Raw genomic sequence first — 15,223 nt, 5'->3', positions numbered from 1 at the left:
AACAAAAGCGGTTGTTTCAGATTAGAAACAACCGCTTTTTTATGATAAACTATCAGAAAAATTAAGCTACTGTAGAGCTCATTACTTCTGTTTGTTTACGAATTGATTCTAAGTGAACCAATTTGAACAATTCTTCAACGAATTCAGGATACAAGCCTAAACCACTTGCTTGTTTAGCACGGTCAGCATGAACTTGTTTCCAACGATCTAATTGTAATACTGCAACGTTGTTATCACGTTTGTATTCACCTAATTTCTCAACGATAGCCATACGAGCTGCTAATACTTCCATTAATTCACGGTCGATATTATCAATTTTAGCACGCATTGCTGCTAATTCGTCAGTAAATTCAGCACCATAATTTGCTTGACGCACTTCTAATTCACGTAACATTGTTCCTAAAGCTTCAGGAGTCAATTGTTGTGAAGCATCAGACCAAGCAGCATCTGGATCACGGTGAGTTTCGATAATCATCCCGTCATAATTCAAATCAAGAATTCTTTGAGACAATTCCATCAACAACGAACGCTTTCCAGCCATGTGAGATGGGTCACCGATGATAGGTAATTGAGGAAACAAACGTTTCATCTCAACAGCCATTTGCCACATTGGTGAGTTACGATACTTTACTTCTTGAGCATTAGAAAAACCACGGTGAATAGCACCTAATTTTTTAATGCCTGATCCTTGCAAACGTTCAAAAGCACCAACCCAAAGTGCTAAGTCTGGATTTACAGGGTTTTTAACTAATACAGGAATATCAACACCTTTAAGAGCGTCAGCTAAATCTTGTACGTTAAAAGGGTTCACTGTAGTTCTAGCACCAATCCATAATACATCTACTCCATATTTAAGAGCAAGTTCGATGTGTTCAGGAGTTGCTACTTCGATAGCTAATGGTAATCCAGTTTGTTTTTTTGCTTCAACAAGCCATTTTAAAGCTGGTTCTCCCATTCCTTCAAAACTTCCTGGACGTGTGCGTGGTTTCCACACACCTGCACGCATGATATGGGCATATCCTTCTGCTTTAATTCTATTAGCAGTTTCCAACACTTGTTCTTCCGTCTCGGCTGAACATGGACCTGCGATAATCAAGGGTTTGCCGTCAGTTTTTATCCATTCCTGCATCGGCACTACATCTAAATTTGCGTTCATTTGGCAAACAGTATTAAGTAAAATCAACTGCTATTATCTATACTCTATCAATTTCTATTCTCTAAGATTCTAAAATCCTCAAAAAAATTAATTTTTTTTCAAACAACAGTTAACAAATTTTCAAAACATTATTTTGTAACAAACAGTATCAACCTCCATAATATTTCATTTAATATTGTAAAAGCTTTATTTAAATTTGATTAAGCTCTCTCTCTAAAATCTGAGTAAATACTAAACTAAAAAATTTAATCCGATAAAATTTGTTTTTGTATTATTCTAATATGCTATATTTGCACGTTTTAGTAAAACAACTGACGACTCTCTAAATCATATTAAACTGATTATCAATCAATAAATTATCATTCAGTTTTAATTTATATACGATTATTCGTCTGTAACATGACCAAAATGCCAGCCACATCAACCATTAAGGAGTCCACAAAAGTTAGTTTTGAAGATACTTCAATCGCTTTTTCTTCAAAATCTAACTTACAATTGAAGAAGATTTATTTAATCTTCGCAAGTATGAACCAGAATTGGCTCGTAAAGTTAGGGACTTTTTTTATCAAACTCTTTATTTTTCTTCATTTTCCCATAAAAAAACTCATAAAAGTTACTGTGTTTGAACAGTTTTGTGGTGGAGAAACTTTGCACGAATGTAATAAGACAATAGAAAATTTGGACAAATCTCATATTGGCACAATATTAGACTATTCAGTAGAGGGCGAAGACAATGAAAAAAGTTTTGACAAAACTACTCAAGAAGTATTGCTAACGATTGAAAAAGCCAACGAGAACATTTCTATTCCTTTCGCAGTATTCAAAGTAACAGGTATTGCAAGTATGGATTTACTTGAAAAAATCCAGAATGAGGAAGAATTAGATAATGATGACAAAGCCGCTTTCGAAAGAGTAAGAGAAAGAATGAACATCCTTTGTGGAAGAGCTCATGCTTTGAAAGTAAGAATCTTTGTTGATGCAGAAGAATCTTGGATTCAAGATACTATCGACACCCTTACTTATGGCATGATGGAAAAATACAACCAAGAGGTTTGTATTGTTTATAATACTTTCCAGATGTATCGTAAAGATATGTTGCAAAATTTGAAAGATGCTACTCAACATGCTCGTGAAAGTAATTTCCTTTTAGGTGTAAAATTGGTAAGAGGCGCTTACATGGAAAAAGAACGTCAGCGTTCACACGAAGAAAATTATTGTGAACCTGTTCATGAAACAAAAGCAGCAACCGACCACGACTATAATTTAGGCGTTGATTTTTGCGTAGAAAACAGAAATATCATTTCGCTTTGTGTAGGTACTCATAACGAATTTAGTTGTAAACATTTGGTTGATTTGATGCAAAAAAATCAAATAGCTCCAGCCGATAAACACTTCTATTTCGCTCAACTTTTGGGGATGTCGGATAATATTTCGTACAACCTTTCAAAAGCTGGTTATAATGTAGCAAAATATGTTCCTTATGGTCCAGTAGAAGCTGTAATGCCATATTTGTTCCGTCGTGCAGATGAAAATACTTCTGTTTCTGGACAAGCAAGTAGAGAATTTACTTTAATCAAACGTGAAATTGTGAGAAGAAAAAGACTAGCTTTTCACAAAAAATAATATTATTTGAAGCTATTATACTTTTAGATTAAATATTTCGTCACAAAGACAGTTAACATAAGTGTTTCTGACTTTGTGACTTTTATTTTGTAACTTGCGAAGATTATCATTTTCATTAAAATCCAACAATTCATATCAGTTTTTCCAACCAATCGCTCAAATTCAATATGTTTCGTTCCCCATATAAATACTTTTGGCTTACCTTTTTGCTTATTGTTATTGACCAAATTATTAAAGTAGCTGTTCATAAATATTTGCAATATGAAGGTAATGAAGTACCAATCATTGGTAATTTATTCAAGTTGCATTATGTATTAAACAAAGGAATGGCATTTGGGATGACCCTCGAATTTATTCCTAAGCCATACGGCAAAATTGTTTTAAGTTTGTTTAGAATAGTGGCGATGTTTGGAATTGGCGCTTACTTGGTATCATTGGCACGTAAAAAAGCTCATGTAGGTTTGTTGTGGAGTATTGCTGCCATTTTAGGTGGAGCCATTGGGAATGTGGTTGATAGTACTTTTTATGGAATCATCTTCCATAATGCTCCTTTAGATTCTCCTACTCCTTGGTTTCATGGACAAGTAATTGATATGTTCTTTTTTGATATTTATCAAGGTTGGTTACCTGACTGGTTACCTATTTGGGGAGGAACTTGGTATTCAACACCAATTTTCAATTTTGCAGATGCTTCTATTTTTTGTGGTGTTGTAACCATTTTGATTTTCCAGAATAAATTCTTTGAAGAACCAAAAGTTAAAAACGAAACTGTAGCATCTGAAAATGAAGTTAATGCAGATGATAATGAAGTAAGTACATTTGAAAATATTGAAAATGTTGACACTGATTTACAGGAAGAAACAACAGAAGAATCAGAAAGTAAACCTCAAGAATAACAAATAAAATTTTGTTTGAGTATAAAATGAAATCAGAAATTATATTATCAATACTTTGGATAGTTTATGGTGTTTTCCATAGTTTAACTGCCACTGAAAGTTTTAAAAATCTTCTCAAATCAGTTTTGGGAAGATTTTCTATTTATTATCGACTGATTTATAACATCTTAGCAATTGTATTAATTTTGCCTATTATTAAATTTCAGCTTGATTCTCCAACAGAATTATTGTTAGAAAAATCAATCATGAATCAAATTTTGGGAGGTTTAATGATGGGCTCTGGAATATTTCTTGGCTTTTCAGCTTTAAAACAATATGATTTATCTGAGTTTTTAGGAACAGATGTTCTCAAAGATTCAAATAAAAAGAAACAGCCATTATTAATTAAAGATGAACTATCATCAATCGTTCGTCATCCACTTTATTTGGGGATATTGATTTTTTTGTGGGGAGCTTTTGGCTTTTTCGGAACATCCTTGCATTTAGTTACGGCAATCAGCTTAACTTTTTATATCAGGATTGGGATTCATTTTGAAGAAAAAAGATTAGTAAAGGAATTTGGGAAGCAATATGAAAAATATCAAAAAGAAGTACCGATGTTGATTCCTAAAATAAGTGATGGAAAATAAACCATCACTTAATGATTGGTAAGGTTTCTGAAAACTTCTTCCATTGTTTTTCCAGAAGTTTTCAAGACCGAAAGCGAACTATCATTTACGATTTTTCCGTGATTAATGATGACTACTCTATCACAAATCGCTTCTACTTCCTGCATGATATGTGTTGAAAAAACAACTGTTTTTTCTTTTCCAATATTTCTAATAACGCCTCTAATTTCAGCTAATTGGTTGGGGTCAAGTCCAGTAGTAGGTTCATCTAAAATCAGCACTTTAGGGTCATGAATAAGTGCTTGTGCCAAACCTACCCGTTGACGATAGCCTTTTGATAATTGTCCGATTTTCTTTTTCTGCTCTAGTGTAAGTCCAACTAAATCAATTACTTCAGCAATTCTATTTTGCAGTTTTTGTCCTTTTATCTGATAAAGTCCGCCCACAAATTGCAGAAATTCCTTCACATACATTTCTAAATATAAAGGATTGTGTTCTGGTAAATAGCCGATATTTCTTCGTACTTCCATCGCATCTTGCTGTACATCGTAGCCACAAACTTCAATTTTTCCTGAAGTAGCAGTAAGATAACAAGTAGCGATTTTCATCGTTGTGGATTTTCCAGCACCATTTGGGCCTAAAAAGCCAACGATTTCACCCTCATTTGCTTCGAAAGAAATATCATTTACGGCACTTTGCGTACCATAAATCTTCACTAAATTCTGAATTTTTAAAGACATAAATTGAAAGGTAAGAATATGATAAAATTCAGGAATGAATGAAAGTTTTATTCCTGAATTCTTTGTTTGCAACAATTATTGTCCAAACATACTTCCTAAATCCATTCCAGGAATATTTGGCATCAAACCTTGGGTAGCTTTTTGAAGATGGTCTTTGATTTTATCTTCAATATTTTCCATTGCATTATTGGTAGCGGCTACAATTAAATCTTGTAAAACTTCACGGTCAGAAGGTTTAAGTAAGTCTTCGTCAATTTCAATTTTCAAGATTTGTTTTTTCCCATTTACCGTAGCAATTACCATCCCTGCTCCTGCTTCGCCAGTTTCAACAATTGTAACTAATGATTCTTGAGCCTCTTTCATTTTCGCTTGGAGGTCTTTTACTTTTCCAAGCATTCCCATCATATCAAACATAATCTTCGTATTTTTTGGTAATAATTTTTCTTTGCAAGTTACAACACTATTCATTTAACACAAAAAAGAAAACTCATGTTGCGCATGAGTTTTCTTTTGAAAAAATTAATTACTAATAAGTCAAAAATAATGTTCCTTCCTTAGTAATCATTTGTCCTGTAGCATCTTCTAGTTCTAATTTATACACATACATTCCTTGCAATGCTTTTTCACCATTCTTCAAAGTACCATCCCAACCTAACTGAGAATTATTTGGATAATTATCTGTTTCTCCATAAAAAACAGGATTTCCCCAACGATCATAAATACTCATTTTTAGTTTTTGAACAAATCTACCATAAACAATAAATTGATCATTCACACCATCATTATTCGGAGTAAAAGCATCAGGACTCAATAAAAGTGATGGTCGATAAATTCTTACAATGTTAGAATGAGTATTTTGACTAATACTTCCTGTAATAGGTTTAGCTTCGATTTGAAGATAAATTACTTGCCCTTCGCTATCTGGCAAACCCTGTGCATTAAAAGCATAAGTATTTTTCAGGTTATTTGCCAAAGGTTTTATTACTAGTCGAGTGGCAGGGTCAATTTTATTAACCCGATAAAAATCAGTTGCAATCGAAAATGATGATTCTGGCGTCCAGTTAATAACAGAAACTGATGAGGATAAGAAAATACTACAAACTTTTTCAGATGGCACCGACTCTCTGTCACACAAATCTTTCCAAGTCATATAATAACAGAAAGATTGTTTATTTATATCAGCTGTGGCATCATCAATTGTATTGGTTGTCGGTACTGTTGCTTGCAAAAATTGATAAGAACCGTTATAAGAATCTGCCCGATAAAAACGGTATTCTAGCATTTCAGTTGGAGTGGGTTCATCAGTACCCGATTCAAAAAAACCCTTGACGTTGATTAAATTATTTGTTGCTTGAACATCAGCGAAAACATTGGCAATTTTAGCAAGCGGTTTTGTTGAAGTAGCTTTAATTGTCAAGAGTTGAGATGTAGATTTTTGTCCATAATTAGTAATAACTCTGTAGATATAATCTTTCCCACAAACAACATCATCGTCGGTAAGCGTAAGCGTTGAAATATTATTAATTGCTGGAAAAAATTTATCAATTGTTACTCCGTCAGTTAATAATCTTTCAACACGGTAGTCGTTATAGACTCCTCCAGTGACATTTGTTAAAGCTCTTAACCAAGAAACCTGAACCGCACTGTTGACCATCGCTAAATTTGCTGGTGTAGTACAAACCTCTTCAGTGCTTAAATTAGCAAGGTTAACATTTGTTGTTATAGGACAATTGGCGTCAACAGCCTCAGTTCTAAAGCAATATTGTCTGTTAGCATTTGGTACAATTACTCTAACTTTATCAAATGTAGTCGTTGAAGTAGAAGTATAATTTGATACAGGATTTGTATAATCATAATTAACCGTTGTGAGTGGGTCTCTCATAAATACTTTTCGCTGAATATTATTTTGGGCAAAAACAGCCATTTCAAATTCACTCGAAGTAGCAGTACCAGTAATTGAAGAAATTAAAGGACGTGCAATCGTATTTCCAGTCATTGAAATTGAGGGAGAAGTATAAGTTGGAGCTGGGCAAGTTCCTGTTTTAGATTGTCCTACGATTGTAATTATTCTATCAAAATTATCCGGAATTGGGCCACTAGATACAGTCTGTGGATACGATGTAGGTTTTACATTAAAAGTAGGGTTAAATAAACTTCCAACAGCCGAAAATGTCACATTATATTCATCGTAATTATTGTTCGGGTCAGCCTCCAATTTCAACCTAATTAAATCACCACCACAAACACTATAAGTAGCTACTGGAGTACTTGGCTTAATAATTTCAATGACTTGGCAAGCATGATGGTAATCACTCGTCGTTCCATTTCCAGAATTATCTCCTTGGGTAATTACATAAATACCTGGGCCAGTGTACCAAGACGATGACGTATTTATTGTAATTGAAGCATCTCCACCGATTGTATTATAACTAGCACTTGCAGTACTGGGTGTAGAAGGCGGAACAGACAAGGAATTATACTGAGCTACTGGCATCAACCAATAATTAACACCTGTTGTACTGGTAGCATTAATTGTATTTTTTAAAGTTACGGTCTCTCCTTCACAAATTTTAACTGGAATGTTATTAGAGGCTGTACTATTACCATCGCCATCACCTGTCACTTGTACTTTAACGCCGTTAATACTGAACTCTCCTTGTGCAGTTCCGGGTGGTTCAGCTTTATTTTTACATTGCGCATAAACATTGACAGACATCAGTATCATAACAAGCTGAGTCATCAAAATTTTTACAATTTTATTCAAAATAATATCCATTTATACAAAGTAAATTTCTTCAATACTATACGCAAAAATTGTGCTATAAACTTTTCAAGACTTTTGATTCAGGAATATTTTCTAGTTTATTCCAACAAATTACGACAGAAAATCTACTAGAACTGTCAATAACAGATAGAAAGATGATGGATTAAGCTGTTGGGAATTGCCTTAACAAACAAATTTATTACATATTTTTGACTATCCGAGGCTTTAATCTTTAACGCAACGGAACAAAAAATCGTACCTTTGAGGTTATAAAAATACAAGTGAATTGTAATGACGAAGCAACCTCTGAGCCTAGATTCAAGATTTTACCAAGAAAACAATGTCAAAGATAAAATTAGATAGTATCGAAGAGGCGATTGAAGCAATTCGCCAAGGACAAATTATCATCGTTGCCGACGATGAAGATCGTGAAAACGAAGGAGATATGATTTGCGCTTCTGAAGCAATGACTCCTGAATTAGCCAATTTTATGATTCGTGAAGGACGTGGTTTGATGTGTGTTACACTCACCGAAGACCGTTGCAAAGAATTGGATTTAACCATGATGGTTGGTTCAAATACAGCTACTCACGAAACACCATTTACTGTTTCTGTAGATTTATTGGGAAATGGCTGTACAACAGGTATTTCAGCACATGATCGCTCTAAAACGATTCAGGCTTTGGTAGATGAAAAAACTAGACCTGAAGATTTAGGCAGACCCGGGCATATATTCCCCTTGAAAGCAAGAACAGAAGGTGTTCTTCGCAGAACTGGACATACCGAAGCTGCCATGGATTTTGCTAAATTAGCAGGTTTCAAGCCTTCTGGCGTATTGATTGAAGTATTGAACGAAGATGGTACGATGGCTCGTTTACCAGATTTAAGAGCTATTGCTGATAAATTTGATTTGAAATTAGTAACCATCAAAGATTTAGTAGAGTATCGTTTAAAGCATGAAAGTTTAATCAAACGTGAAATTGGTGTTGATTTACCAACGGAATTTGGTCATTTTGATTTGATTGCTTTCAAGCAAATCAACACTGGTGAAACGCATTTAGCTTTAGTAAAAGGTACTTGGGAAAAAGATGAACCTGTTTTAGTACGTGTTCATAGTTCATGTATTACAGGTGATATTTTTGGTTCTTGTCGTTGTGACTGTGGAGAGCAATTACACCGTGCGATGGAAATTGTAGAAAAAGAAGGCAAAGGAGTAATTTTATACATGTTCCAAGAAGGTAGAGGCATTGGTTTAATCAACAAATTAAAAGCCTACAAACTACAAGAAATGGGACGTGATACGGTGGAGGCTAATCTTGAATTAGGCTTTAAAATGGACCAAAGAGATTACGGAGTAGGTGCTTCTATTTTAAGAGATTTAGGTTTAAGTAAAATTCGTTTGATTTCGAATAATCCAAAGAAAAGAGCTGCGTTATTGGGTTATGGTTTAGAAATTGTAGAAACAGTACCTATTGAAATTGACTCAAATCCTCATAATGAGAGCTATCTTAAAACAAAAAGAGATAAAATGGGTCACACCATTATGGGACATAAGTAAAAATTAGGGCTTAGTTTGATTCTCTTGAAAATAGAACTTGTTACTATTATAATAAAATCCACTCATCATCTGAGTGGATTTTTCATTTTATTTGAACTAATTCATTTAAAACAACCCACCACCTCACTTAATAAAAACCTGTAATTCAAATACTTGAAGAGTAAATACAGCATAACCATGCAATAATAAGTAACTATGTATCAAAGGGAAATAGCAACTAATAAAAGCGAGAAAAAATGTATTTAATCCCATAATTATAGCATTTGTCAAATGAAACAATACCCCAATTACAATAAAACTAATAAATACCTCCTGATTACAAAAAATACTAACAAAGAAAAAAGCCTCCCAACAAAAAACAATCCATGATAGCAATCGAGATATTCTAATGTTTTTGGATAATAAATTGTACCCATAAGTATTCCCATAAATATCATTTCCCATAATTCCAACTAATGCCTCTCCATTCCTCCATACTTTGGCAGTTAGTTTGGCATAACCTGAAATAAAATAACTAAACAATAATTGTAATGAAATAAATGAAAATACAATATCTCTTACAATAATAGTATTATGGATATAAACCAATAATAAACAAGTAGCTATAATGAAAATTACTTGATCAGAGCCATCCATTCCATAAGCACTTCTTGCAGAAAAAATCAGCAAACTTAAGGCTATAATAAAATAGCAAGGAGTTAGAATAAACGTAAGGTCGGTAATAATTGAAATTAAGGAGGTAATGAGAAAAATAACTGTTACTATTTTTATCCCATTGTCAGAACATAGCTTATCAAATATTGGGATTTTTATAAAAATAGGATGTCTTAATTGTAAAACATCCCAACTTAATAAATCATGCTTCGGCTTTTTATAAAGCAATTTTTCAAGTGCATAAACAATACAACAAATGCCACAAATTAATTTTGTTGAGCTAAGTATTTCTAGTTGAATGTTCATCTTTGATTAAATGTACTTTAGATAAAAGTAATAATTCAGTGTTTTCACTTTTATTGATAGAACAGCTTGCCATTAAAGCGAACTGTATAAACGAACATTCATCATTAGTATTGATATTGATTTGGGAAATGTAATTAAGTACTGTTAAATACGAAATTGAGCCTATTATTACATTTTCATTATCCTTGTTCGTGGATGCTACGTTGGCTAATTCAATAGTTATATCTAAAAATGATTTTCGGGATTTTCGTCCTGGATTCCATATCGCATCAAGTAAGCTTCTAGGAGGTAAAAGTTGTATTTCACGCCAAGGAGAAGTATCGCCGTTTTGCAAAAACTCACGATGTAAAATATGATAATTATGCTTAATTGGAGTTGGGCAAAAGAAACGCCAATCAGGAATAATACCAAAGGGGTCTTTTACTCTTAGCTTATAATTACCAGTCAAAGGAAAATGAAACACAACTGTTAATATAAGCCAAGATGAAAAGAACACAAGTATCGCATATTCGTATATATCCATTAAATAAATTTATTAATATTTATGAATTAGAAAGTTTCTACGAATTTTCAATATTTCAGAGGCAGCAGCAGACACACTGATTTGCTTTAAAACAGCATCAGGTAAATGAATATCATAAGGATCAAAAGCATAATTTGGAATCACAAAATCTTCATTCCGTTGAGGGCAGCATATACCAGTAGCAAGACTTACAGCAACAGCAATAGCAATTAAACCTGTAGCATAACCGAGTGGATTTGTACCAATGTTCAATTCAAATTGATTAACTGGTAGTTGTTTGAGAATATCGGCTTCAGCTTTCGTTAAATTAGGTTCGTGTAAAACAATAAACCCTTGAAGTTCTTCTTTTAAATTTTCTTTCTTGTAATGCTGGATTAATTTAAAATCTTCTTCGGATATTCTCCCACCATTATAAGGAAAAGATGCACCAACTACTTTTATTTTTTCTGGAACAAAAAAACCTTCTAAAAGTGTTTTTCCTCCATATCGTACTGAAGCAAGTAAATTCTGTTTTTTTTGAAGCAACACAGCATCTTCTAATGCTATTTCTTTAATGCCGCTAAATTGCTTCATAAACTTTTCTATAATTATTTGCTCTGTTCCATTCCCCTCTTTTAGGTATTTGTACATTTCATCTAAGAGAGGTTCTCCTTTTTTGGCAATAAACAATGTAGCTGTCCCTTGTTGGGTTAATAGCATTTTACTTTTTTTAAGATCAGGTTGGTACTTTAAAACTTCTAAACCAGAAGACTTAAAAGACCTTGATTCTGTTTCAATCGTAGCCAATTTCAATAGTTCTAATGTTTCCATTTTTTTATGATTTAATTGTTAAAAGAATTATTCAATTCTAGCATGGAGTAATGCGCATTCTTGATGAATGATGCTAATATCCATTATTATAACTCATAAGATAAATTGAAAAAAAGACGAGTTTGTATATAATGAAATCATTCAAACTCATTCAGGAAGTGGTTATGCTATTGAAGTGGTCGTTGAAACTTTATAAGGCATGATAATCTCAAGTAAATATATACTCATTCATCCTCATTTACCTGCGAACGTCAACTACTTGAGTCTATGAATAGACGTTACAAACATAAAAAAATAATATATTAATGTGCAAGAAATCAGTTAGAAAGTGAGTCAATTTTTATTAAGCGGTAGTTTATCTAAGATTTTTATTCTTAATGCGAGACTAACATGGATACAAAAGCTAGACTATCGTTAAAAAGGTGGTTAAAATTTCACAGAAAGTACAACAATTAAAATAGGTGCTCAAAAAAAAACAAGGATATACACTCTAATAAATATTAAAGTTTATATCCTTGAATCTCTGTTAAGTTTTTTAATATCAATGCACTAATCCAGCTTCTGCACTGTCTCCAATTTCAACTGTTTCAGTAATTGTTCTTTTGCCTAATAAATAAACTAGGTTAGCAATTAATGCCGAACCTGCCATTGCGGCAACCATTGGTAAAGTAGATGGTTCATCGAACATACTGATTACGACCGAAATCAAAGAACCCATTCCCATTTGTATTGCTCCCATCAAGGCTGAGGCTGTTCCTGCATTTTTTGAAAAAGGTGCTAAAGAAAGTGCTGCCATGTTTGGGTTGGCAAAACCAATACAAGAAAGAAAGAGGAAAAGTAAGAAAAGCGTAATGCCAAGATTAAGCCAATCATTATAAGAAGCAATTAAGAAAATAAACCCAACCAATACTTGTGTTCTGAGTGCTACTTGAATAATTTGTTCACTCTTAAATCTACGAAGTACAATATTATTTAACTGACTTGCACCAATAAAACCAATTGATAAAAAGGCAAATATCCATCCGTAAACTTGTTCGCTTACTTTAAAAACATTCATAAAAATCATTGGTGAACCAGAAACATAAGCAAATAAGCCCGCAAAAGAAATTGCTCCAGTTAGTGCATAAGTATAAAATTGTGGTTCAACAATTACAGAAATAAAATCACGAATGATAGGTTCTGGCTTTAAAGAGTGTGTTGGGTCTGGTTTATAGCTATTTGGAAGCCAAAGTATTACCGATAAAAGTAATAAAGCACCAATTACAGTTAAAATGATAAAAACGGCTTGCCAACCAAAAGTAGCTGTAACAATTCCACCAACTGTTGGGGCAATCATCGGAGAAACTCCCAAAACTAACATCAATAATGAAAATACTTTAGCACTGTCCTTTACAGGAAAAAGATCACGAACCATCGCTACAGAAGCAACAGTAGCGGCACAAGCACCAATGGCTTCGATGAATCTAAGCACGATTAAACTATCAATATTTTTCACCCAAATACAAGCAATTGAGGCTAATATATACAAGGAGAGACCGAAGTATAAAGGTTTTTTTCTACCAAAATGGTCTAATAATGGACCATAAAGTAATTGTCCTGCTGAAATTCCAATAAAAAATCCAGATAATGTAAGCGATACTTTGGCAGCGCTTGTATTCAAATCTTCTGCAATGGCTGGAAAACCAGGCAAATACATATCAATTGAAAAAGGCGCTAATGCGGTTAAGCTACCAAGTATTAGAATAAGGGAATAGTAAGTTTTTTTTGACATCTTAAATAAATTGGAATAATAAAATCGCTGTTTTTCAGGCTAATAGTTAATCGCTGTCCAGCCAATTAAGTTCCAAAATTACTAAGAAGATTTGGTTTGATAGGAATGTAATCTTATTGATAAGGAATAAACTTGTTACCATCTCATTAATTGGATGGTAACAAGAACATATTTTCTATTTCTTTTTCGTCCAATAATAATAAAAAGGTAAGCCTGTTGCCATCAAACCTAAACCGCTAAGTGCTTCGACTGGTTTTTCTATTAAAGTATTCACAATTAAAATAACACAAAAAAGCACAAAAATAGCTGGAACAATAGGGTAACCAATTACTTTATAAGGGCGATGCGCTTCTGGCATTTTTTTTCGTAAAACAAACACACCAAAAGCTGTTGCGCCATAAAATATAAATGCTGCAAAAATTAACATATCGGTCAATTGGTCGAATGTTCCAGACAACACCAATAATGAAGTCCAAATTGCTTGAATAAACAAAGCTCTGGATGGCGTATTATAATCTGGATGAATATAATCTACACTTTTGAAGAACATTTTATCATTCGCCATCGCATAGAAAAGTCTTGACGCCAACAAAATCGTTGTACTTGCACAGTTGAAAGTAGCCACTAAAATTAATCCTGAAATCAAAATTCCACCCCAAGAACCTAAGAAATGACTCACTACAGCCACAGCCGCTATTCCATTTTTTGATTCATAAATTTGAATAAAATCATCAATTGGTAAAATATAGAGATACACAAAATTCATCGACATGTACAAAGCCATGATGATTAATGTGCCTATGATTAAAGCCAAAGGTAAATTTTTCTGCGGATTTTTCATTTCTCCGCCAATAAAACCAACACTTGCCCAACCTTCGTAACCCCAAAAAGCACTCAAACAAGCCAAAGCCAGCGCTTTAAAAAGCGTAGCGCCCGACATTTCATCTGCATTGTAACGAACACTGTTGGTCGTAATATTTTCTAAACTCCCGTAGTTTGACAGTAAAGCTAAAATAACAATCAACAACATTACGGTAATCATCAAAGCCGTTAATACTCTACTGAGGTTTTCACCTAATTTTAATCCTTTGTAATTGAAGTAGGTTAAAAATATAATTAAAGCAATGGCTACTAATTTTACGCTGAGGTTATCGAAAGGATGTAATCCTATAAAATTTATTTCAGCCAACGAAGGAGCTGTAGTCGGAAATGGGAAAACACTGTTTAAAGATTGTGAAAATACATAAGCAATCGAAGCAATAGATGCTGTACGAATGACAGCGAAGTTGGTCCAACCAAAAAGAAATGCAAAAAAACGATTATAGATTTTACGGAAATATACAAATTCGCCTCCTGAATCTGCCAACATACTGGCTACTTCGGCATTCGAAAGTGTGCCTGCTAAACTAATCAATCCCGCCACAAACCATGCAATTAATACTAAGGAAGGAGATTCTAATGCGGCTGACATCGGAGCTACTTTCTTGAATACTCCTGTACCAATAACAGAACTGATGATGAGTACTACGGCTGAGGTAAGTCCAATAGAGCGAACTAATTTTCCTTGATTAGGAGGGGTTGACTTCATTTGATGTGGTTTTAAAGGATTGACAATTCTATACAAATTAGTCAATGATTGCAAGAATTACAAAAAAGTAGACATTCGTCATTAAAAGATGCTGATAATGTACACAAAAAGTAATGAACCACAAGGTTTGTTTATCTGGTGAATCAGGACAGAAAAACCTACTCTTTCATTATTCAATGAATCGAAAAGATTATGGGTATCTTCGCATAAGAATCAATATGTTGAA

Annotated in this window: 13 protein-coding genes; 4 read left to right on the top strand and 9 right to left on the bottom strand. The window is 33.5% G+C overall.

Annotated features, from left to right (window positions below):
• Positions 1-61: 61 nt before the first annotated feature.
• The gene (locus ABID42_RS06620; RefSeq protein WP_323260203.1) at positions 62-1,156 is read right to left on the bottom strand and encodes a chorismate mutase; all 1,095 of its coding nucleotides are present in this window, start codon (positions 1,154-1,156) and stop codon (positions 62-64) included.
• Between the two features lie 408 nt (positions 1,157-1,564).
• Between ABID42_RS06620 and ABID42_RS06615 the strand changes: the two genes are divergently transcribed.
• The 3 genes from ABID42_RS06615 to ABID42_RS06605 all read left to right on the top strand — a co-directional run bounded on the left by ABID42_RS06615 (position 1,565) and on the right by ABID42_RS06605 (position 4,304).
• Positions 1,565-2,779 carry a proline dehydrogenase family protein gene (locus tag ABID42_RS06615; protein ID WP_367282965.1) on the top strand — a complete coding sequence of 405 codons (1,215 nt, stop codon included), beginning with the start codon at positions 1,565-1,567 and terminating at the stop codon, positions 2,777-2,779.
• Between the two features lie 167 nt (positions 2,780-2,946).
• The gene (locus ABID42_RS06610) at positions 2,947-3,675 is read left to right on the top strand and encodes a lipoprotein signal peptidase (RefSeq protein ID WP_367282964.1); all 729 of its coding nucleotides are present in this window, start codon (positions 2,947-2,949) and stop codon (positions 3,673-3,675) included.
• Between the two features lie 26 nt (positions 3,676-3,701).
• Positions 3,702-4,304 (top strand): methyltransferase family protein, encoded by a 603-nt coding sequence (locus ABID42_RS06605; RefSeq protein WP_367282963.1) that lies wholly within the window; start codon positions 3,702-3,704, stop codon positions 4,302-4,304.
• A gap of 8 nt (positions 4,305-4,312) precedes the next feature.
• Here the strand turns inward: ABID42_RS06605 and gldA are convergent, their stop codons facing one another.
• From gldA to ABID42_RS06590, 3 genes are all read right to left on the bottom strand, one after another.
• Positions 4,313-5,023 (bottom strand): gliding motility-associated ABC transporter ATP-binding subunit GldA, encoded by a 711-nt coding sequence (gldA, locus tag ABID42_RS06600; protein WP_367282962.1) that lies wholly within the window; start codon positions 5,021-5,023, stop codon positions 4,313-4,315.
• Between the two features lie 75 nt (positions 5,024-5,098).
• Positions 5,099-5,437 (bottom strand): YbaB/EbfC family nucleoid-associated protein, encoded by a 339-nt coding sequence (locus tag ABID42_RS06595; protein ID WP_323260193.1) that lies wholly within the window; start codon positions 5,435-5,437, stop codon positions 5,099-5,101.
• 112 nt (positions 5,438-5,549) lie between these two features.
• Positions 5,550-7,763, bottom strand: a complete 2,214-nt coding sequence (locus tag ABID42_RS06590) for a T9SS type B sorting domain-containing protein (protein ID WP_367282961.1) — start codon at positions 7,761-7,763, stop codon at positions 5,550-5,552.
• A 364-nt stretch (positions 7,764-8,127) separates the two neighbouring features.
• Here ABID42_RS06590 and ABID42_RS06585 point away from each other — a divergent pair, with 364 nt between their 5' ends.
• Positions 8,128-9,345, top strand: coding sequence for a bifunctional 3,4-dihydroxy-2-butanone-4-phosphate synthase/GTP cyclohydrolase II (locus ABID42_RS06585; protein WP_367282960.1), 1,218 nt, complete (start codon positions 8,128-8,130; stop codon positions 9,343-9,345).
• Between the two features lie 123 nt (positions 9,346-9,468).
• Here the strand turns inward: ABID42_RS06585 and ABID42_RS06580 are convergent, their stop codons facing one another.
• The 5 genes from ABID42_RS06580 to ABID42_RS06560 all read right to left on the bottom strand — a co-directional run bounded on the left by ABID42_RS06580 (position 9,469) and on the right by ABID42_RS06560 (position 14,997).
• On the bottom strand, positions 9,469-10,305 hold the full coding sequence (locus ABID42_RS06580) for an HTTM domain-containing protein (RefSeq protein ID WP_367282959.1): 837 nt from the start codon (positions 10,303-10,305) through the stop codon (positions 9,469-9,471).
• A complete protein-coding gene (locus ABID42_RS06575; protein ID WP_367282958.1) occupies positions 10,280-10,828 on the bottom strand; it encodes a hypothetical protein in 549 nt (182 codons plus the stop codon). The genes ABID42_RS06580 and ABID42_RS06575 overlap by 26 nt, the downstream gene beginning before the upstream one ends.
• Positions 10,829-10,840: 12 nt before the next feature.
• Positions 10,841-11,638 carry a hypothetical protein gene (locus ABID42_RS06570; protein WP_367282957.1) on the bottom strand — a complete coding sequence of 266 codons (798 nt, stop codon included), beginning with the start codon at positions 11,636-11,638 and terminating at the stop codon, positions 10,841-10,843.
• A gap of 541 nt (positions 11,639-12,179) precedes the next feature.
• The gene (locus tag ABID42_RS06565) at positions 12,180-13,409 is read right to left on the bottom strand and encodes a multidrug effflux MFS transporter (RefSeq protein ID WP_367282956.1); all 1,230 of its coding nucleotides are present in this window, start codon (positions 13,407-13,409) and stop codon (positions 12,180-12,182) included.
• A 175-nt stretch (positions 13,410-13,584) separates the two neighbouring features.
• Entirely contained in the window at positions 13,585-14,997 is a 1,413-nt protein-coding gene (locus tag ABID42_RS06560) for an APC family permease (protein WP_367282955.1), read from the bottom strand.
• Positions 14,998-15,223 lie beyond the last annotated feature (226 nt).

Origin of the sequence: Arcicella rosea, from assembly GCF_040543805.1 — a bacterium.
GTDB lineage: Bacteria > Bacteroidota > Bacteroidia > Cytophagales > Spirosomataceae > Arcicella > Arcicella rosea.
This window is presented reverse-complemented; position numbering and strand designations above follow the sequence as displayed.